The following is a 17,043-nucleotide window of genomic DNA, read 5'->3' as shown; positions in this document are numbered from 1 at the left end:
CGTCTCCTCCTACTCGGCCTTGACGACCTGCATGCGACCGGTCGCCGTGCGGGCGGAGTATTGCGGACGGTACATGTCCTCCACCTGCGCGGCCGGCAGGTCGTAGGTGCCGGGGGTCACGGCGCGCACGACATAGGCGAGCGTCACCTCGCGGTTGTCGCCTTCGCTGCGGTTGAAGGCCGCCACGAAGCGGTCGTAGCGGAACTCCGTATGCGCCGCCTCGGTCTCGCCGAGCCAGTCGAAGTTGGAAAGCTTCGCGCTGTCGACGAGGCTCGGATTGTCGATCTCGAAGCCGGCGGGCAGGAGGTCGGTGATGATGATGCGCGACGGCCAGCTATTGTGCTCCGTCACTTTCAGCACCACGACGTAACGCTCGTTCTGCGTGGCCTCCGTGATGTTCGCCTCCTCGCCGTCTAGCGTATAGTAGGCGCGCTCGATGGCGAAGCCGTCGCCGCCGGCCGGCAGCGGATCGGCCGGGGCCGCGACGGTGGTCAGCATGGCCGAGACCGGCTCGCCGGTGCGGTTGGCGATGGTCAGCGGATACTCCAGCAGGGACTTGCCGGTCATCTGCGCGGCATAGCCGCCATCGCGCGGCGCGCCGTTGATCTCCAGCTTAAGGCCCTTGTCGGCATCCCGTACGGAGCGCGCGGCGAGCAGCATCCATGTCTGTTCCTGCGTGCTGGTCCAGCGCTTGTTATCCCACTCCTTGGCGACGAGCTTGGTCAGCTCCGGAATGACATCGGGAACCGGCCGGCTTTCCGCGGCGAGCGCCAGAATCGCCGCGCCGTCGCGCAGCGACGAGCCGTAGTCGGTGCGCGAGAGGCTGGCATTCATGACGGTCTCGCGCGACAGGCCGAGCGCGTTGGAGAAGATCGTCATCGAGCGCTGGGCATCGCCGTAAAGGCCGAGCGCGCCGGCGATCTGCGCGCGGGCGAGCGGCGAGGAGAACTCCGGGAGCTTCGTATCCGCATAATAGCGCAGGTCGCTGATCGCGGCCTTGCGGTTGCGGGCGAGCACATAGAGCGCATAGGCGATCTCGTTGCCCTGGGTCGAGACATTGACGTCGTAGGAGAGGGCGTTCTGCAGGTTGGAGAGCGCCTGCACCATCGCCTGTTCCGGCACCTCGAACTTCTGCTCGCGGGCGCGGGTCAGGAAGTCGGTGACGAAGGCGTCGAGCCAGAGGTCGCCATAGCCGGGAGACCAGAGGCCGAAGCTGCCGGAGGAGGACTGGTTGGCGAGCACGCGATAGATGGCGTCCTGCACCCGCTTCTGCGTTTCCGTGTCCTCCGGCAGGCCGGACTGCCTGGAAAGCTCGCTCAGATAGAGGAGCGGCAGGGCGCGGCTCGTCATCTGCTCCGTGCAGCCATAGGGATAGCGGTCGAGCGCCATCAGGAGGGCCGGAATGTCGAAGGCGGCGGCGCGCGAGACGTTGAGGCTCACCGAGGCGCCGGCAAGCTGGCTGTCGGCGAGCAACTGGTCGTCGATGGTGAGGCTGCCGTTGGCGGCGATCTCGATGGGCCGGCGCGTGGTGATGGGCATGGCGGCCGGGCGCACCGGCACGTTGAGCACCTGCTCCAGCGACATGTCGGCGCCGTTCGTCAGCCTGACGGTGATGAGGCCGTCACCGGCCTCCCCGCCGATCAGCGGCAGGGTGAGCGCGGTCTTGCCGCCGGGTTCGAGCTTCAGCACCTGGCCGGCGCCGGTCTGATCGACCATGACCGAGGCATTGTGCGTGACCTCGACCATATAGTCGCCGGCCGGCGCGTCGGTATTGGCGATGTCGAGCCTCAGGTCCGCGCGGTCTCCGGGGGCGAGGAACTTCGGCAGGCTCGCCGTCACCACGACCGGATCGCGGATGACGACGTCCTTCGACGCGCTGCCGACGCCCGTCTTCGTCCAGGCGACGGCCATGACGCGGGCGGTGCCGTTGAACTGCGGAATGTCGAAGCTGACCTTGGCGTTGCCCTCCGCATCCAGCTTCACCAGGCCGGCGAAGAAGGCGACGAGCTTTTCCTTCGGCGGGTTGCCCTGCAGCGCCCCTTCGCCGCCGTCGCCGCCGGTGCGCAGGCGCCCCGTCGTGCCGAGCGAGCCGTCGATCAGGCGGCCGTAGATGTCGCGGATCTCCATGCCGAGGCGGCGCTGGCCGAAATACCAGCCGGCCGGATCGGGCGCCTCGTAGCGGGTGAGGTTGAGGATACCGACATCCACGGCGGCGACCGTGACATAGGCCTCCTCGTTGGCGCCGGCGCCCGCGACCTTCAGCGAAATGTCGAGCGGCTGGCGCGGCAGGGTCTTTTCCGGCACGTCGAGCGCGATGTCGAGTTTCCGCTCAGCGGGATCGACCTTCAGCCAGGTGATGCCGATGGCGCGCATCGGCATGCGGCTTTCCTGGTCGGAGCCGGGACGGAAGAGCGTCGCAGTGACGTAGGAGCCGGAACCCCATTCCTCGGTGACCGGGATTTCCACCTCGCCGTCTTCGGCGCCGATGGTGGCGGTCTGGGTGGCGATCAGGCTTTCCGCGCCGATGGTGACGAGGAGCTGGCCGGCATGGCGCGGCGAGACCTTGAGCTTCGCCGTCTCGCCGACGGCATAGCTTTCCTTGTCGAGCGAGATTTCCAGCGCGTCGGGCGTTTCCGTCGAGCTCGCCGCGACATACCAGCCGGCGTCGAATTCGATGCTCGTCGCCGGGCCGTCCGGCTCGGGGCTCTCCACCTCGAGGCGATAGCGGCCCCAGGTGACGGGAACCGAGATGCGGCCGCCGTCGGCGGTCACGTCCAGCGTACCGTTGGCGATCTGCGTCGTCGAGAGCACCGGCTCGTAGCGCCATGAGCTGCCGTCGCGATACCATTGATAGTTCCGCTCGACGGAAAGCAGCTTCCAGGGCAGGCCCTGCATCGCCGCCCTCGCGCCATCAGGATCGACGGCGACGACATGGAAGTTGGCGACGCTGTTCTCCGAAAGCTCGCCGGCAAATTCCGGCTTCACGCCGATCATCGGGCCGGATGCCTTGACGGGCAGCGTCAGGTTGCGTTCGACCGCGCGGCCGCCCGCCTCCTTCATGCGCAGCGTCACCAGCGCTTCGAGGCGCTGCGTGGTGGAGGGAAGGTCGGAGACGGTGAGGTCGAAGGTCGTCCTGCCCTCGTCGTCGAGTACGTCGAGGCCGTCAAGCGGGATGCGGTTCTCCTCCAGCGCTTCCTCGTCGGCAAGGCCGAAGACATAGTTCGGATAGGCGGCATCCTGCCGCGTCGGCTTCAGGGCGACGTCGCCCTCGATCTCGAGCCCCGCGCCCGGCGCGCCGTAGAGATAGCGGCCCTCGACCGTGATGGGGGCCGGCGTCTCGGCATCGACGAACTTCGCGTCCGTCTTCATGTCGAATTCGATGCGATCAGGCACGAAGTCGTCGACGAGGAACTGCTTTTCGGCGATCGCCGTGCCCTTCGCGTCGGTATAGACCTGCATGGTCCAGGTGCCGCGCATGCTGTTTTCCATGAGCGGCAGGTCGACGGCATAGCCGCCGAGCGCCGCGCCGTCGGCCACCATGCGGCGGTCCTCGACGCCATCAGGGCGGCTGAAGACGAAGGTGAGCGGCAGCTTCTCGACAGCGTTCGATTCGATGTCGCGGGCAAGCGCCGCGACATGCACCGTCTCGCCGGCGCGGTAGATGCCGCGTTCCGTCCAGGTGAGCACGTCGATGGCGCCCGGCGCCGGGCGGCCGGTGACGCCGCGGTCGGAAAGGTCGAAGCCGGCGCGCGTCATGTCGAGGAAGACGAAGTCGCCCTCGCCCTTCTTTGCGAGGATCACGGCGGGCGTGTTGGCGGCGGTGCCGCGGATGAGGCCGGCGGTGAAGGTGGCGCGGCCGTCGGCATCGGTCGTCGCGGTGCCGAGCACCTCGTTGTTCTTGGCGATGAGCTGCAGCTCGACGCCTTCCAGCGGGCCGGCACTGTCGAGCGAGCGGGCGAAGACGTTGAGGCCATCAGTGCCGGCATAGGTGGTGAGGCCGACATCCGAGACGACGAACCATTGCGTCGCCTTCGAGTCCCATTCGTTGCTGCGCCCGTTCGTTGCCGCGGCGGTCAGCACGTAGACGCCGGGCTTGCGCTCGGGCAGCGCCTCGTCGACCGGGAAGCTGGTGACGACGTCCTTGTTGAGCTCCGGCGAGATGTCGATCTTGCCTTCCCAGACGAGCTCGCCGTTCTGGTTCTCGATAGTGCTCGCCGAATAGCCGTCGAGCTGGGTGAGGAAGCGGCTGTCGGCGAGCAGTCCGGCGATGGCGCGGTCGCCGACGCGGTAGAGCTTCAGGTCGGCGCTGTCGGTGTTGACCGAGACGATCGGGATGCCCCTGCGGACGCTGCCGGGCAGCACGAAGCCGTCCCCGGTGAAGCGCACCATCGCGGCGCGGTCCTGCACGTAGACATCGAGGTCGACGGCGTTCGCCAGCGGCTCGTCGACGGAGGAGGGCAGGCCGGGGCGGAAGGCGATCTTGTAGCGCTGGCCGTGCTTCAGGCCCTCCACGCAGATCTGCCGATCCTTGGCTTCCACGGCCTTGGGCGCCGCGCCGTCGAGCGTGACGAAGGAGGCGTAGTCGGCGCCGGATTTTACCAGCGGCTCGGAGAATTCCACGCAGGCCCGCGGGCTGGCGCTGTCGGAATCGATCGTGTGGTTCACGACGCGGAAGCCCTGCCGGTCCCGCAGGCCGAGATAGGCCGAGCGCACCGCCACGTCGTCCTTCAGGTCCAGGCTCGCCTTGTAGGCGTTGATGCCGGCGCGGTAGCTGCCGGACTTGTCGAGCGTGTCGCCGAGCACGGCGAGCGCGCGGGCGCGCGTTTCCGTCGAGCGCGAGAGCTGGTAGGCGTTGATGGCGGCAAGCGCGCCCTGGCCGGCGAGATAGCTGTTGTCCTTGGCACGGCCCATGGCCTCGGCCGTCTCGATCCACAGATAGTAGTCGTCGGGGGCAATCGAGAGGGCGCCCCTGTAGGCGGCCAGCGCCTCGTCGAAGCGGCTGGAGGACGCCTCGATGCGGCCGAGCGAGGCAAGGCTTTCCGAACCCTGGCCCTCCTGGCCGTCGGGAAGCGCGAGATTGTCGCGGAAGGCGCGGGCGTCGTTCGCCATGGATTCGCCGATGAAGGAGAGCGCCGGCGGCGCGCCGAGGTCGGCGGCATCGTCCGCCTTGACGATCTTGCCGGCGACGGCGCCCTGGAAATGGTTGAGCTGGTTGAAGTCGCTCTTCAGGAAGCACCACTTCACCTTGGGATTATAGGTGAAGGCGCGGCAGGACAGGTCGTCGATGCAGTCCGTCTTGCACTGGTCCAGCGTCACGTCCTGCACGGTGCGCAGGTCGAAGCCGAAATAGTCGCTGTTCTCGGTGGTGACGACGGTGCGCGTCTCTGCCGCATGGGCGGGCAGGGGCGGAGCGGCGGCCGCGAGAACAAGAAATGCCGAGAAACCGAAGATTGCGCGCATAGACATCAAGTCCTCCTACCGCTGCCCGTCCCGTTGGCGCCACTGTCCAGACCCGATCCCCGCTTGTCAATCGAAAGACCGGGCATATGGGAGGGCGGAAGGAGGATGGCGCATGGAACCAGGGGAAAGACGTTTGAGGCAGGCGGTTCAATCGCCCGGAAATGCGAAATTCTTCGATCTCCGCCGCGTTAACCTTTTGTTAACCATATGCGCGCAGACTTCACATCATCGACGGGCGTTATTCTGTCATAAGGCTGTTACAGCGGGCCGGTAGAACCCTCGTCAGACACGAAAGTCGTGTTTCGCACACGCGGTGACCACGGATGTACTGGCACCCGCGCGAAACACTTCCCCGGCCAGGCCGGGATGAGGAAGCGGGGGGCGACCCTCGCTTTTTTCATTTGTGGCAGTCTCTCCCCCAGGCGATGCATCGTCTTGATTTCATGGGCTTCCCGATGCGGGGTGTACCGTACGCCCTGCCGGAATTGCTCTGGACCCTTCCCGTCGATTGGCCTACCCATGAAGCCGCAGGGCGGCCGCCTTGCCGCTTCTCCCTCCTTCGGACGGTTTCATGTCGGACGTCGCCCTCAATGTCCTTCCCATCTTCGCGCTGATCCTGATCGGCTGGCTGCTCGTGCGCACCGGTTACCTGCGGGAGGAACTGGGCGAGGGGCTCGGCGAGTTCGTCTTCCGGGTCGCCGTGCCGGTCCTCTTGTTCCGCACCATCGCGGAGGCGGATTTTTCCGGCGAATCGCCGTTGCGCATCTGGCTCGCCTATTTCGCGGGCGTCGCCTTCACCTGGACCGTGGCCCACCTCGCCGCAACGCTCGGCTTCGGGCGGGATCGGCGGATCGGCGTGCTGGCCGGCGTCTCCTCCGCCTTCGCCAACACCATCTTCATCGGCTTGCCGCTGGTCTCGCGCATTGTCGGAAACGAGGGCGTGGTGGCGCTCTCGGTGCTTATTTCCGTGCACCTGCCGGTGATGATGATCGCCGGAACCGTCCTCATGGAGCGGGCGGAGCGGAAGGAACATGCGCGCGAGCCGCAGCGCTTCTCCGCGCTGCTGCTCGGCATCGGCCGGAGCCTCGTGCGCAACCCGCTGGTGATCGGCCTTGTCGCCGGGGCGCTGTTCCATACCGGCGGCGTGCCGCTTTCCGGCCCGGTGAAGGTGGTGATCGACCAGCTCACGGCCCTTGCCGCGCCGGCCGCGCTCGTTTCCATCGGCATGGCGCTCAACAAGTACAAGGTCGGCGGCAATGCCGGCATCGCGCTCGCCATGACCGGCCTCAAGCTCCTCGTCCTGCCGGGCTCCGTCTATGTCGCCTGCCGGCTGCTCGGCCTTTCGCCGGAATGGACGGCGGCGATGGTGCTGACCTCTTCCGTGCCGACGGGCGTCAACGCCTGGCTGCTCGCCAACCATTTCGGCGTCGGCCACGCGCTCGCCTCCTCGACGATCACCATGACGACGGCGCTCGGCGTCTTCACCGTTTCCTTCTGGGCCTGGCTGCTCGGCTGAGATCCCCTTTCGCCGGCAACAAAAAACCCGGCGCGAAGGCCGGGTTTTCCAAATCCGTGGCTGGCGCTCTTTTTACTGAGCGGCCGGCTGTTCCGTCGTGGTGCCCTGCGTGGCGCCGCCCTCGGCCGGAGCCGCGCCCTCGGTCGTGGTTGCCGCGCCGCCTTCGGCCGGGGTCGCCGCGCCATCCTGCGTTGCCGCAGCGCCGCCTTCGGTGGCCGCGCCGCCCTCAGCGGGGGCTGCGCCTTCCGTCGCGGCCGCGCCTTCGCTCGAAGCGGTCGGCAGCGGCGCCGGATTGTCGGAGAGCGTGCGCAGATAGGCGATCAGGTTGGCGCGCTCGTCGTCCTTCTTGAGGCCGGCAAAGCCCATGGCGGTGCCGGGAACGTGCTTCTTCGGCGCTTCGAGGAAGAAGTTCAGATGGTCGAAGTCCCAGACGACCTTGTGGCCTTCGGAGAAGGTGGTCATGCCGGCGGAGTAGCTGAAGCCCTCATGCGAGGCGATCGGGCGGTTGACGACATCCCAGAGGTTGGGGCCGACCTTGTTCGGTCCGCCCTTCTCTGGGGTGTGACAGCTCGCACATTTCTTGAAGACGGTTTCGCCTGCGCCCGCGTCGGCGCTGGCGAGCAGGGTCGCGATCGGAACGGCTGCCGCCGCGGCCTCGCCGCCGCCTGCCGCCTCGCCGCCCGCTTCCTCGGCAACGATCGCGAAACCTTCCTTCTCGGGAGCGCCCGAATGGAAAATGCCTTCAGAAGCGATCGACACGGACATCAATACGAAGACGGTGCCGAGCAGGGCACCCACGCCCATGTTCACATAAGAGTTCATCCAAACGCTCCCCTAGCAACCGGCGGACCTGATACCGGCCAGTCTTGAAATCGCGCGGAACCTATGTCTTTTGCTGCTTCGTTGCAACAGTGATTGTAGCCCCCGCACTGAGACTTTTTGACACTTTTCCAGGGGGTTTTGAAGGGCCTGAGATGAATCGCGCCAATTTTGACAAGACCCTCGTGCTCATACCGGCGCGCATGGCCTCGACCCGGCTTCCCGGCAAGCCGCTTGCCGATATTGCCGGCCTGCCGATGATCGTGCAGGTTGCGCGCCGGGCCGCGGCGGCCGATGTCGGCCGCGTCGTCGTCGCCGTCGATCACCAGGACATCTTCGATGCCGTCGTCGCGGCGGGTTTTGCGGCGGTGATGACCCGGGTCGACCACCAGTCCGGCTCCGACCGCATCCACGAGGCGCTGGCGAAGAGCGACCCGGAAGGCCGCGCCGAGGTCGTCATCAACGTCCAGGGCGACCTGCCGACCATCGACCCGGAAACCATCCGCGCCGCCCTGCGCCCGCTGGAGAACGCCGCGACCGACATCGCGACGCTGACGACAGAGATCCGCGACGAGCACGAGAAGACCAATCCCAACGTGGTCAAGGTCGTCGGCTCGCCCATCGGCGAGAGCCGCCTGCGCGCGCTCTATTTCACGCGCGCGACCGCGCCCTACGGCAACGGCCCGCTCTACCACCACATCGGCCTTTATGCCTACCGCCGCAAGGCGCTGGAGACCTTCGTGACGCTGCCGCCATCGACGCTGGAAAGGCGGGAATCGCTGGAGCAGCTTCGGGCGCTGGAGGCCGGCATGCGCATCGACGCGGAGATCGTTGACACCGTTCCGCTCGGTGTCGATACTCCCGCCGACCTCGAAAAGGCCCGCGCGATGCTCGCCGCCCATCCCATCTGACACGGATACCTGCCATGATCATGAAGACCAACAAGATCGCCTTCCAGGGCGAGTTCGGCGCGAATTCCGACATGGCAAGCCGCGACATGTTCCCGAACATGGAGCCGCTGCCGTGCCAGACCTTCGAGGATGCGTTCCTCGCCGTCGAGAACGGCGATGCCGACCTCGGCATGATCCCGATCGAGAACACGATTGCCGGCCGCGTCGCCGACATCCACCATCTCCTGCCGGAATCGCGCCTGCACATCGTCGGCGAATATTTCATGCCGATCCGCTTCCAGCTCATGGTGCTGCCGGGCGTGACGAAGGACGAGGTGCGCACGGTCCACAGTCATATCCACGCGCTCGGCCAGTGCCGCAAGATCGTCCGCCTCAACGGCTGGAAGCCGGTGATCGCCGGCGATACGGCGGGCGCGGCGAAGCTCGTCTCGGAGACCGGCGACCGCACCATGGCGGCGCTCGCCCCGCGCCTTGCCGCCGACCTCTACGGCCTGTCGATCATCGCCGAGAATGTCGAGGATACGGAAAGCAACGTCACGCGCTTCGTCGTGCTCTCGCGCGATCCGGTGCCTGTCGTGCGCGACGGCGACGAGATCATCGTCACCACCTTCGTCTTCAACGTGCGCAACATCCCGGCCGCGCTCTACAAGGCGATGGGCGGCTTCGCCACCAACGGCATCAACATGACGAAGCTGGAAAGCTACCAGATCGGCGGCAAGTTCTACGCCACGCAGTTCTATGCCGATATCGAGGGCCATCCGGACGACCTGCCGGTGCGGCGCGCGCTGGAGGAGCTGCGCTTCTTCTCGGAAAAGGTCCGCATCCTCGGCACCTATCGCGCCCATCCGATGCGCAGCGCATTCTGAACGATCCGCCCGAACTTGACGATTGTCAGGCAGGGCGGAACCACGCCGCCCTGCGGGCATTTCCCAATGGAAAGGAGATGCCCATGCGCACGATCACTTACATTACCATTCTCGTGTCGATGATGGTGAATGCCGTCGTCTTCGGTGCCGGCACCATCGCCATCCTCACCGTTCCCGTCCTCAACGAGTACGCGAAATACCTGCTGCCGGCCTGGATCGTCGTCACCTTCCTCGTCAGCCCGGTCATCGCGCGCTTCATGGCGCCGAGCCTCAGGCTGCGCGAGCACCCCGGCGACCAGCCGCATTTCAGCCTGCGCTGATCAGCCGCCCCAGTCCAGCCAGTCGCGCATCAGCCGGTGCGCGATGGCACCCTTCGGCGGCGGGGTGGTCATGCCGGGCGTCACCCCGGACAGGGCGCTGCGGGCGATCATCGCCGCCGTTTCCTCGCGGGTGAACCAGCGGCAATCCTCCAGTTCCCGCTCGTCGCGGCGTATGTCGAAGGAGATCGCCTCGCCATAGCAGCCGATCATCAGCGAATGCGGCATCGGCCAGGGTTGCGAGGCGTGGTAGCGCACGCGGCCGACCCGGATGCTGGATTCCTCGAATGTCTCGCGGCGCACGGTATGCTCGATCGTCTCGCCCGGCTCCAGGAAGCCGGCTAGGCAGGAATACATGCCCTCCGGGAAATGCGGCGAGCGGCCGAGCAGGCACAGGTCCCGCTCGATATCGATGACCAGCATGATCGCGACCGGATCGGTGCGCGGGAAGATCGTGTGGCCGCAGGCCTCGCAGACGCGGCGGTAGCCGCCGATCTCCGATCGGGTCGCCGAGCCGCACTTGCCGCAGAAGCGGTTGTTGCCGTTCCAGGTCATCAGGCTGGAGGCTTGGGCGAACTGGCCGAGCAGGTCGTCGTCGAGCATCTGCTGGCGGTAGAGCGTGCGCCCGTCGGCCGCCTTCAGCGGCTCCTGCAGCGTATCGGGATCGGCCCTGACGGGGATCGCCAGCCGCGGCTCGCCGTTCTTCAGGTAGCCGAGCAGGATGGCGTCTTCCGGCATCGGCCCGAGCTCGGCGAGCTCGTAGGGCGCGAAGAGCGGATCGATGATCTTCTCGTCATGCTTGACGACCAGCTTGCCGCCGGCCAACGCAAAGGCATGCACGTTCTCCGCCCTGAAAGCCTGCTCCAGGCAGTCCGGCGCACGGTGCTCCGACTGGCGGTCGAGGCTGTTTTCCGCAAAGGCCACCATGGTGCTGGGTTCCGGATGCGGGCGGTAGAGATCGAAAAGCGATGGCTTCATGGGGTCAGTGCGTCCAGCAGCTTGGCGGCGAAGGCCTTGGTTTCCTCGGCCGAGCGCGGCTCGGCGGTGCCGTGGCCCCAGACGGGACCGGGCCAGTTCGGGTCGCCCTCGCTGCGCGCGACGACATGGACGTGAAGTTGGCGGACGATGTTGCCGAGCGCGCCGGTGTTGATCTTCGTCGCGCCGGTCACCGTCTTCAGCGTCTCGGCCACGAGGTTGGTCTCGAAGGTCAGCATGGTCTGGTCGAGCGGCGTCAGGTCGAAGACCTCGCTGACATCCGCGCGCTGCGGCACGAGCACCAGCCAGGGCCAGCGCTTGTCCTTCATGAGGCGCAATTCGCACAGGCCGATCCTCGTTACGAGATCGCTGTCGCGAACCAGCCGTTCGTCAGGTCGAAAATCGCTCAAGGGAGCCTCCCGAATGCTCATTGCAACGCACTACCAGCAAAAGCGTAAAGCGGATTTACGTCCGGTACAGACGATTCATGCCACGCACCCGATTTCGCTCCAACAGTTTTTTATCGCCTCCGCTTGCATTCGGATGGAATATTGCCGATATGGGGAGCGGGAGGTTGGTGGTGGACGAGCCACTCGCCAACCGGGTCAGGTCCGGAAGGAAGCAGCCCTAACGAGCCCCGGCACGGGTCATCGTGCCAGCCTCCCACCTTTCCGTCCTGTCGGGACAGACGTTCGATTAACGGCAGGGTCGATGAGCGACGCAACCTCAAATCCGTCCACCGAGAAGCCGGCCGCCTACCGGGTGCTTGCCCGCAAGTATCGTCCGAAGGACTTCTCCGACCTCATGGTCGGCCAGGAGCCGATGGTCCGCACGCTGACCAACGCCTTCGAGACCGGCCGCATCGCCCAGGCCTACATGCTGACCGGCGTGCGCGGCGTCGGCAAGACGACGACCGCCCGCATCCTCGCCCGCGCGCTGAACTACAAGACATCAGAGATCGACAAGCCGACCATCGACCTTCGCGTGCCCGGCGAGCACTGCCAGGCGATCATGGAAGGCCGGCATGTCGACGTCATCGAGATGGACGCCGCCTCCCATACCGGCATCGACGACATCAGAGAGATCATCGAGCAGGTGCGCTACCGCCCGGTCTCGGCGCGCTACAAGGTCTATATCATCGACGAAGTGCACATGCTCTCCACGCAGGCCTTCAACGGTCTCTTGAAGACGCTGGAAGAACCGCCGGAGCATGTGAAGTTCATCTTCGCGACGACGGAGATCCGCAAGGTTCCGATCACCGTCCTGTCGCGCTGCCAGCGTTTCGACCTGCGCCGCATCGCCGCGTCGGACCTCGTCGGCCTCTTCACCACCATTCTCGGCAAGGAAGGCGTCGAATTCGAGCCGGACGCGCTCGCCATGGTCGCCCGCGCGGCCGAGGGCTCGGCACGCGACGGCCTGTCGCTGCTCGACCAGGCGATCGCCCATGGCGCGGGCCGTGTCGAGGTGGAGGCCGTGCGCTCCATGCTCGGCCTTGCCGACCGCGCCCGCATCGTCGATCTCTTCGAGCATGTCGTGAAGGGCGATGCGGCGGCGGCGCTGGCCGAGTTCGCCGCGCAGTACGAGGCGGGCGCCAGCCCCTCGGTCGTCCTCACCGACCTTGCCGATTTCACCCATCTCGTCACCCGCATGAAATATGTGCCCGACGCTGCCGGCGACCAGTCGCTGAGCGAGATCGAGCGCACGCGCGGCGTCGAGTTCGCCAATTCCATCGCCGTCACCGCGCTTTCGCGCATGTGGCAGATGCTGCTGAAGGGCATTCCGGAAACCGAGGCCTCCAGCCGCCCTGCGGGTGCTGCCGAGATGGTCATCATCCGCCTTGCCCATGCCGCCAACCTTCCCTCACCGGAAGAGGCCGCGCGCCGGCTCGCCGAACTTTCGAACGGCGAGGGCGGCGGCAATGGCGGCCGCGCGCCGCAATCCGGCGGTTCTTCCGGCCAGCCCTCGGCGCAGGCGTCCGTTTCCGCCGTCGCGCGCCAGCCGGATGCGCCGCTGCGCGCCCAGTCGAACGGCGCGACCATGCTGCGCGCCGTGCCGCAGGCCGAGCCGGCGCCCCAGCCCGTCGGCCGCACCGAGGCCGCTCCCGCCGAACAGCCGGCCGCCACGCCGAAAGTGCCGGTCAATTCGCTCTCCGACATCGCCGATCTCTGCACGAAGAACCGCGACATCCGCCTGCGCGCCCTCGTGCGCGCCTTCGTGCGCCCGGTGAGCGTCGAGGCCGGCAAGCTGGAAATCGGCCTTGCCAATGATGCCCCCAAGTCACTCATCGCCGACCTCCAGAACCGGCTTCTGGAATGGACCGGCATCCGCTGGCTGGTGATCCTGTCACGTGAAGCCGGCGGGCCGACCCTGTCGGAAGCCGAAACCATGGCGCAGGAAGCGCGCGTCGCCGATGCACGCCAGGACCCCGACGTCGCCGCCATCCTGCAGCGCTTCCCCGGTGCGAAGATCACCGACGTGCGCATCAAGGTGCAGGAAACGGAAGACGAGGCCGAGACCGTCGAGGTCGTGGCCGCCGCCGAATCCGCCGAGGGCGACATCCTGCCCGGCGACGATATCGAACATTAAATAGTTAGAGACGAAGAGGAGAGGCCGATGCGCGACATCATGGGCATGATGGGCAAGGTCAAGGAAATGCAGGCCAAGATGGAGAAGATGCAGGAGGAGATCGCCGCGCTCGAAGTGAGCGGCACCTCCGGCGGCGGCCTCGTCTCCGTCACGCTCGACGGCAAGGGCACGCTCAAGGGCCTGAAGATCGATCCCTCGCTCTTCAAGGAAGACGATGTCGAGATCCTGGAGGACCTGATCGTTGCCGCCCACAAGGATGCCAAGGACAAGGCCGAGGCCGAGGCTGCCGAGAAGACCAAGGCGCTGACCGCCGGCCTGCCGATCCCGCCCGGCTTCAAACTGCCGTTCTGATCCTGTAGGCTCGAAGGCTCCCCAGGAGGAATTCCCATGAGCCTGACGACCCTGCTTGTCTTTGCCGGCGCGCTGATGATGGCGGCCGGCTCGCCCGGCCCGAGCATCGCCGCTCTGGTCGCCCGCGTGCTGTCCCGCGGGCCGAGGGACGTGCTTCCCTTCCTCGCCGCCATGTGGATCGGCGAGGGCGTCTGGCTCACCTGCGCCGTGCTCGGCCTTGCCGCCATCGCCGAGACCTTCCAGGCCGCTTTCGTCGCCATCAAGTGGCTCGGTGTCGCCTACCTGCTCTATCTCGCCTGGAAGATGTGGTCCGCGCCGGCCGATACGGGCGAGGAGGCCTTGCCCGAGGCGCGCTCGGGCGTAAAGCTCTTCTTCGCCGGGCTGACGGTGACGCTCGGCAATCCCAAGATCATGATGTTCTATGTCGCGCTGCTGCCGGCGATCATCGATCTTGGCGCCGTCACGCTCGCCGGCTGGGCGGAGCTGGTGGCGACCATGTTCGTCGTGCTCGTCGCCATCGATCTCGCCTGGGTCTTCCTCGCTTCGCGCGCCCGTCTCTTCCTGAAGAGCCCGCGCGCCGTGCGCATCGCAAACCGCGTCAGCGCCGGCACCATGGCCGGTGCGGCGGCCGCCATCGCCACCCGCTGATCAGCCGGTGAGCGCCGCGCGCAGCTTGTCGTTGATCGGCGCGGCGAGGTAGCGGAGGCGGTCTTCCTCGGCAAGGTTCTTGCCGTAGGTACGCAGCAGTTCCGGCATGGTGACGGGCTCGCCGTCGAAGGGCGTGTAGGTTACGGCATCGCCGGCCTGGATGACGCCGTCGCGCAGGACGCGGCAGTAGAAGCCCGGCCGGCCCGCCTGCATGAAGCGTTTTGCAAAGGCCGGATCGCCCATCCGGGCGGTCAGCGTGTTGCAGGGGATGCGGGTGGAGGTCACTTCGAGGAGCACGCTCTCCGTCTCGAACCGGTCGCCGACGGAAACACTGCGGCTGTCGAGGCCCGAGATGACGAGGTTTTCGCCGAAGGTGCCGGGCGCGACGGTCCGGCCGAGCTCCTTCGACCACCAGTCGAGATCGACGGAGCCGAGGCCGTAGACCGCCTGTTCCGGCCCGCCATGGTGCTTGCGGTTGCAGATGGCGTCGCCGAGAAGGCCCTCGCGGTCGACGACCACGGCCGCATCGATCGGCGTCTTGAAAATGCCGGTCTTGTAGCTTTTGCCGGGCACCGGCCGGGCAAGGCCCGTGCATACCGCGACTATCCTGATCAGTGCTGCCTCCCGCGAGGTGGATTCCGTTTCCCCTTGATATGGGCTAGATACCGGCAATGGCAAAACGAGTCACCGGCCCCGAAATCGAAAAACTCATCCAGCTTCTGGCGAAGGTGCCGGGCCTCGGGCCGCGCTCGGCGCGCCGCGCGGCGCTGCATCTCGTCAAGAAGAAGGACCAGCTTCTCGGCCCCCTCGCCGAGGCGATGGGCGAGGCGCATCGCAAGGTGCGCATCTGCTCCTGCTGCGGCAATGTCGATACCAGCGATCCCTGCACGGTCTGCACGGATGTGCGGCGCGACCAGTCGGTCATCATCGTCGTCGAGGACGTCTCCGACCTCTGGGCGCTGGAGCGCGCGGGCGCGATGAACGCGGCCTACCACGTTCTCGGCGGCACGCTCTCGCCGCTCGACGGCGTCGGGCCTGATGATCTCAACATCCGCGGCCTCGTCGACCGGGTGGCCAAGGGCGACGTGCGGGAGCTGATCATCGCCGTCAACGCCACCGTCGAGGGCCAGACGACGGCGCATTACATCACCGACCAGCTCTCCGGCCTCGACGTGAAGATCACGCGGCTCGCCCATGGCGTGCCGGTCGGCGGCGAGCTCGACTATCTCGACGAAGGCACCCTGACGGCGGCGCTGCGCGCCCGCACGGCGATCTGAGGAGACCCATGCAGCTTATTCGCACTGTTCTCAAGGCTTCCGCCGGCATCGCGCTGATCGCGCTTGGCCTTGCTCTTCCCGCCCATGCAGCCTCCAAGGCCGAGGTGGAGAAGATGTTTCGCGCCTGGATCGACAGGGATCTCTGGCCCTCGGCCCGCAAGGAGGGCGTGAGCGAGCGGACCTTCCGCGTCGCCATGCAGGGTGCGACGCTCAACTGGGACCTGCCCGACCTCGTTCCGCCCGGCTCCAGGCCGAAGAAGGAGCAGGCGCAGAGCCAGGCGGAGTTCTCCTCGCCGGGCGCCTATTTCTCCGAAAAGCGGCTACAGAGCCTTGCCGGCCGGGGAGGCAGCCTTGCCAAGACCCATGCCGCCACGCTGCGCAGGATCGAGAAGCGCTTCGGCGTGCCGGGCGAGGTCGTCCTTGCGGTCTGGGGCCGCGAATCCGGCTTCGGCAGCGCGAAGATCCCCTATTCCGCCGTGGACGTGCTGGCGACGAAGGCCTTCATGTCGACGCGCAAGGACATGTTCCGCAAGGAGCTGATCGCCGCGCTCCATATCGTCGACGGCGGCGACCGCACGGTGGACCAGCTCAAGGGTTCCTGGGCCGGCGCGCTCGGCCAGCCACAGTTCATGCCGACGAGCTTCCTGAAATATGCCGTCGATTTCGACGGCGACGGCGTGCGCGACATCTGGGGCTCGGTACCGGACAGCCTTGCCTCCATCGCCAACTACCTGGCGCAGAAGGGCTGGCAGGCCGGCCGCGGCTGGGGCTACGAGGTCTCCATTCCGGATGGCGTCTCCTGCGCGCAGGAAGGCCCCGACCTCGCCAAGCCGATCTCGGCCTGGGCATCGAGCGGCATTACGCGCATTTCCGGCAAGGCGTTTCCGGCCGGCGAGGCGAAGGCATCCGGCATGATGCTGGTGCCGGCGGGAACGCACGGGCCGGAATTCATCGTCACGCCGAATTTCTACGTGATCAAGGAATACAACAATTCCGACCTCTACGCCCTCTTCATCGGCAATCTCGCCGACCGCATCGCCTTCGGCAGCGGCCCGTTCCGAGGCGAATGGGGCGATGTCGGCAAGATGCTGCGCTCGGACGTTCTCGCCATGCAGAAGGCGCTCGTCGCCAGGGGCTACGATGTCGGCAAGGTCGACGGCCTGCCCGGCTACAAGACGCGCCGTTCGCTCGGCGACTGGCAGGCCAGGAGCGGGCTTGCGCCGACCTGCTATCCGGATGCCTCGCTGAAGGCGAAGCTTCGCTAGAGCAGGCCGAACGAAAGTGCGCGACGGTTCGCGTCCGCAATTGCCGGGAAAT

The 17,043-nt window shown here is 66.7% G+C and carries 14 protein-coding genes and 1 other RNA gene; 10 read left to right on the top strand and 5 right to left on the bottom strand.

All coding sequences use genetic code 11. From position 1 onward, the window contains the following. Positions 1-9: 9 nt before the first annotated feature. The gene (locus L0976_RS20125; protein WP_234189023.1) at positions 10-5,460 is read right to left on the bottom strand and encodes an alpha-2-macroglobulin family protein; all 5,451 of its coding nucleotides are present in this window, start codon (positions 5,458-5,460) and stop codon (positions 10-12) included. 571 nt (positions 5,461-6,031) lie between these two features. Here L0976_RS20125 and L0976_RS20120 point away from each other — a divergent pair. Further along, the gene (locus L0976_RS20120) at positions 6,032-6,976 is read left to right on the top strand and encodes an AEC family transporter (protein ID WP_234188999.1); all 945 of its coding nucleotides are present in this window, start codon (positions 6,032-6,034) and stop codon (positions 6,974-6,976) included. A 72-nt stretch (positions 6,977-7,048) separates the two neighbouring features. On the opposite strand, the gene L0976_RS20115 is transcribed toward L0976_RS20120, so the two are convergent. Continuing rightward, positions 7,049-7,798 (bottom strand): cytochrome c family protein, encoded by a 750-nt coding sequence (locus L0976_RS20115; RefSeq protein WP_234188998.1) that lies wholly within the window; start codon positions 7,796-7,798, stop codon positions 7,049-7,051. A 152-nt stretch (positions 7,799-7,950) separates the two neighbouring features. On the opposite strand from L0976_RS20115, the gene L0976_RS20110 reads away from it, so the two are divergent. The 3 genes from L0976_RS20110 to L0976_RS20100 all read left to right on the top strand — a co-directional run bounded on the left by L0976_RS20110 (position 7,951) and on the right by L0976_RS20100 (position 9,892). Next, a complete protein-coding gene (locus L0976_RS20110) occupies positions 7,951-8,706 on the top strand; it encodes a 3-deoxy-manno-octulosonate cytidylyltransferase (protein WP_234188996.1) in 756 nt (251 codons plus the stop codon). A 14-nt stretch (positions 8,707-8,720) separates the two neighbouring features. Next, the gene (locus tag L0976_RS20105; protein WP_203317489.1) at positions 8,721-9,572 is read left to right on the top strand and encodes a prephenate dehydratase; all 852 of its coding nucleotides are present in this window, start codon (positions 8,721-8,723) and stop codon (positions 9,570-9,572) included. 83 nt (positions 9,573-9,655) lie between these two features. Next, positions 9,656-9,892, top strand: a complete 237-nt coding sequence (locus tag L0976_RS20100) for a hypothetical protein (RefSeq protein WP_203317490.1) — start codon at positions 9,656-9,658, stop codon at positions 9,890-9,892. Here L0976_RS20100 and nudC read toward each other — a convergent pair whose 3' ends face one another. Together nudC and L0976_RS20090 are read right to left on the bottom strand one after the other, a co-directional pair. Then, on the bottom strand, positions 9,893-10,867 hold the full coding sequence (gene nudC / locus L0976_RS20095) for an NAD(+) diphosphatase (RefSeq protein WP_234188995.1): 975 nt from the start codon (positions 10,865-10,867) through the stop codon (positions 9,893-9,895). Beyond that, a complete protein-coding gene (locus L0976_RS20090) occupies positions 10,864-11,295 on the bottom strand; it encodes an HIT domain-containing protein (RefSeq protein ID WP_234188993.1) in 432 nt (143 codons plus the stop codon). Before L0976_RS20090 ends, nudC begins: the two co-directional genes overlap by 4 nt. 138 nt (positions 11,296-11,433) lie before the next feature. Here L0976_RS20090 and ffs point away from each other — a divergent pair. The 4 genes from ffs to L0976_RS20070 all read left to right on the top strand — a co-directional run bounded on the left by ffs (position 11,434) and on the right by L0976_RS20070 (position 14,449). Further along, positions 11,434-11,531: signal recognition particle sRNA small type (gene ffs, locus L0976_RS20085), an RNA gene on the top strand. Positions 11,532-11,575: 44 nt separating this feature from the next. Continuing rightward, positions 11,576-13,450 (top strand): DNA polymerase III subunit gamma/tau, encoded by a 1,875-nt coding sequence (locus tag L0976_RS20080; protein WP_234188991.1) that lies wholly within the window; start codon positions 11,576-11,578, stop codon positions 13,448-13,450. A gap of 27 nt (positions 13,451-13,477) precedes the next feature. Continuing rightward, positions 13,478-13,801: a YbaB/EbfC family nucleoid-associated protein gene (locus L0976_RS20075; protein ID WP_203317494.1), complete on the top strand. Its 324-nt coding sequence runs from the start codon at positions 13,478-13,480 to the stop codon at positions 13,799-13,801. 36 nt (positions 13,802-13,837) lie between these two features. Further along, complete coding sequence (locus L0976_RS20070; protein WP_234188990.1) at positions 13,838-14,449, top strand: LysE family translocator; 612 nt, start codon at positions 13,838-13,840, stop codon at positions 14,447-14,449. On the opposite strand, the gene L0976_RS20065 is transcribed toward L0976_RS20070, so the two are convergent. Then, a complete protein-coding gene (locus L0976_RS20065) occupies positions 14,450-15,061 on the bottom strand; it encodes an MOSC domain-containing protein (protein ID WP_234189020.1) in 612 nt (203 codons plus the stop codon). A gap of 59 nt (positions 15,062-15,120) precedes the next feature. On the opposite strand from L0976_RS20065, the gene recR reads away from it, so the two are divergent. After that, a complete protein-coding gene (recR, locus tag L0976_RS20060) occupies positions 15,121-15,726 on the top strand; it encodes a recombination mediator RecR (protein ID WP_203317496.1) in 606 nt (201 codons plus the stop codon). Between the two features lie 8 nt (positions 15,727-15,734). Beyond that, positions 15,735-16,991: a lytic murein transglycosylase gene (locus tag L0976_RS20055; protein ID WP_234188988.1), complete on the top strand. Its 1,257-nt coding sequence runs from the start codon at positions 15,735-15,737 to the stop codon at positions 16,989-16,991. Positions 16,992-17,043: the final 52 nt, after the last annotated feature.

Source organism: Shinella sp. NM-101 (genome assembly GCF_021401195.1).
GTDB lineage: Bacteria > Pseudomonadota > Alphaproteobacteria > Rhizobiales > Rhizobiaceae > Shinella.
The sequence above is the reverse complement of the archived record's forward strand: the minus strand, read 5'-3'. Positions and strand labels throughout refer to the sequence as shown.

Coding starts and splice junctions, on each gene's coding strand:
- L0976_RS20125 (WP_234189023.1), bottom strand. CDS start 5,460: ATGCGCGCAATCTTCGGTTTCTCGGCATTTCTTGTTCTCGCGGCCGCC.
- L0976_RS20120 (WP_234188999.1), top strand. CDS start 6,032: ATGTCGGACGTCGCCCTCAATGTCCTTCCCATCTTCGCGCTGATCCTG.
- L0976_RS20115 (WP_234188998.1), bottom strand. CDS start 7,798: ATGAACTCTTATGTGAACATGGGCGTGGGTGCCCTGCTCGGCACCGTC.
- L0976_RS20110 (WP_234188996.1), top strand. CDS start 7,951: ATGAATCGCGCCAATTTTGACAAGACCCTCGTGCTCATACCGGCGCGC.
- L0976_RS20105 (WP_203317489.1), top strand. CDS start 8,721: ATGATCATGAAGACCAACAAGATCGCCTTCCAGGGCGAGTTCGGCGCG.
- L0976_RS20100 (WP_203317490.1), top strand. CDS start 9,656: ATGCGCACGATCACTTACATTACCATTCTCGTGTCGATGATGGTGAAT.
- nudC (WP_234188995.1), bottom strand. CDS start 10,867: ATGAAGCCATCGCTTTTCGATCTCTACCGCCCGCATCCGGAACCCAGC.
- L0976_RS20090 (WP_234188993.1), bottom strand. CDS start 11,295: ATGAGCATTCGGGAGGCTCCCTTGAGCGATTTTCGACCTGACGAACGG.
- L0976_RS20080 (WP_234188991.1), top strand. CDS start 11,576: ATGAGCGACGCAACCTCAAATCCGTCCACCGAGAAGCCGGCCGCCTAC.
- L0976_RS20075 (WP_203317494.1), top strand. CDS start 13,478: ATGCGCGACATCATGGGCATGATGGGCAAGGTCAAGGAAATGCAGGCC.
- L0976_RS20070 (WP_234188990.1), top strand. CDS start 13,838: ATGAGCCTGACGACCCTGCTTGTCTTTGCCGGCGCGCTGATGATGGCG.
- recR (WP_203317496.1), top strand. CDS start 15,121: ATGGCAAAACGAGTCACCGGCCCCGAAATCGAAAAACTCATCCAGCTT.
- L0976_RS20055 (WP_234188988.1), top strand. CDS start 15,735: ATGCAGCTTATTCGCACTGTTCTCAAGGCTTCCGCCGGCATCGCGCTG.